The organism is Paenibacillus sp. P4_E11, from assembly GCF_056401635.1.
Genome location: NZ_JBFUIX010000342.1, coordinates 1 through 2313, shown reverse-complemented (window position 1 = coordinate 2313; position 2313 = coordinate 1). Strand labels below are relative to the sequence as shown.

General features: G+C 51.1%; 2 protein-coding genes. Both read left to right on the top strand.

Annotated elements, in window-relative coordinates:
- The coding region (locus AC1DWB_RS33765; RefSeq protein WP_477545452.1) for a beta-galactosidase small subunit-related protein at positions 1 to 1489 on the top strand (1489 nt) is incomplete at its 5' end.
- Between the two features lie 155 nt (positions 1490 to 1644).
- Positions 1645 to 2313: N-acetylmuramoyl-L-alanine amidase family protein (locus AC1DWB_RS33760; RefSeq protein WP_477545451.1), on the top strand; the 669-nt coding region annotated here is incomplete at its 3' end.

Sequence of the window (2313 nt, the reverse complement as noted above, 5' to 3'; positions counted from 1 at the left end):
GTACAGTCATGCGATGGGCAATGGCCCTGGTGACTTAGCCGACTATTGGAATGTCATCTACCGGTATCCGAAGCTGATGGGAGGCTGTGTCTGGGAATGGTGCGACCACGGGATTGCCGCCCGTACAGTAGACGGACGACCCTATTACGCGTATGGCGGGGATTTCGGGGATTTRCCGAATGATGGCAACTTCTGCATCGACGGATTAGTGATGCCGGACCGGAAGCCGCATACCGGTTTGCTCGAGCTGAAGCAAATAATCGCGCCTGTAAGAATTGATGTTGAGGATATAACGGCTGGCCGATTCACCCTGTTCAATCGTTACGATTTCCGCGATTTATCGAATCTGGCGCTCTATTGGAAGCTTGAAGAAGAAGGAAATCTGCTCGATCAGGGCATGCTTATGGACTTGAACGCTGCACCTCAGGGCAGCTCGACGATTACGATTGCCTACGAGCAGCCTGGCACGTTGACCGGTACTTGCGAGCTCACCTTGTCGTTCCGACTGAAGCAAGAGACAGCGTGGGCGGAGCCTGGCTACGAGGTCGCTTTCGCGCAATTCGAGGTGCCGTCTGTTGGAAGTGAAGTGCCAGTACAATCAGGAAGTTTGAAGGGCAATGAACCGTTGCAAGTACGCGAATCGGGAGATTTGCTGATCGTGGATGGATTTGATTTCACCTATTCATTCGACTTGCAGGCTGGGGTGTTCACTCAGCTTACCAAGCATGGTGTTCGCATGCTGACCGAGCCGCTCAAGCTTCAGATCTGGCGAGCTCCTACGGATAATGATATGTACGTGAAGCGAAAATGGCTCGAAGAAGGTTATAATCGCATCGAGATGAAAGTGTATGGGTGCGAGTGGCGACAGTTGTCCTCCTCGCTTGTCGAAATATCCGTGCAATATACACTGTCTGGATACAGCCGTTTCCCGATTGCACGCGGCACCCTTGTATGGACCGTTGAAGGATCAAGCCGGATCTCTTTCCGTACAGACGTACAGCCTAATGAGGAGCTTGTGTACTGGCCTCGGTTCGGCCTTCAGTTGACGATGCCGGAGGGTAACGAGACTGTCGAGTATTACGGTTACGGCCCTCACGAGAGTTATATCGACAAGCGCCACAGTGTAAGAAGAGGGCGCTACCTCACGACGGTAGATGACATGTTCGAGCCGTATATCATGCCGCAAGAGAATGGCTCACGGTATGGGACTGAATGGGTGATCGTATCGAATGAGCAGGGGATGGGGTTACGATTCTCGTCGACGCAAGCGTTCTCCTTCAACGCCGCCCACTATACCCCGGGAGATCTGACGTTTGCTGCACACGATTACGAGCTGACCCGCTCCAAGCAGACGATCGTTCATCTTGATTACGCCATGAGTGGTGTAGGCTCGAATTCATGCGGACCTGAATTGTTGGCTAAGTACCGAATGGAAGCCCGACCGTTTCACTTCGAGTTGTCGATTGTGCCGGTGTTCAAGGAGGACTAAGGTTAACTAGTCGATACCTATCAGTTGAGAGATATGACCCATTGGGTTGTATCTCTTTTTTAGACACAAAAAGTTTACAAGTTGGCCACTTGCCTGTTACGAGTAGGAGGTATAACTAGGTGGTGGATGATCGTATGTCCCCTAGGGAGGCCAACATGAGCATGTACAGCAAGCGAAACCGATTCATCCGATTGGCCATTCTACTGATCTTTCTTATTTTACTAGTCGGTTCATTAGTAAACTTAGCTAGAGACGAATCCGATCGATCTCCGTATCTCTCGTCCATTCCCGAGAAGACTACTTCGGAATCGAATGCGGCCCCCTTGTCGACTTCGAATAAGAAGATCAAGATCGTGATCGATCCAGGCCACGGAGGCAAAGATCCAGGTGCAGTAGGCAAGTATGGTAAAATGGAGAAAGACTATACTTTGTCCCTGAGCTTGAAAGTATATGCGCTGCTGCAAAAAGAACCTCTTTTCGAATCCAAACTGACCCGAACGACCGATACTTTCGTCAACCTGGAAGACCGGGCTAATATGGCGAATACTTGGAACGCCGATGCCTTGGTCTCGATTCACGGGAACACCTATAAGGATGCATCCGTAGGCGGTACAGAAACGTACTACCGTTATGAGAATGGGTTGAACTTGGCGGAGTCGATTCACCAGCAAGTGGTTCAGAAGATGGGCTTTCGGGACCGAGAGGTGCGGGAGGATCACTTGAAGGTGCTCTCGTACAGCAACATGCCTGCCACATTATTGGAGATCGGCTATCTCACGAACCCCGAAGAGGAAGCGGAGATGCTCAGTGCCGATGGACAAGCC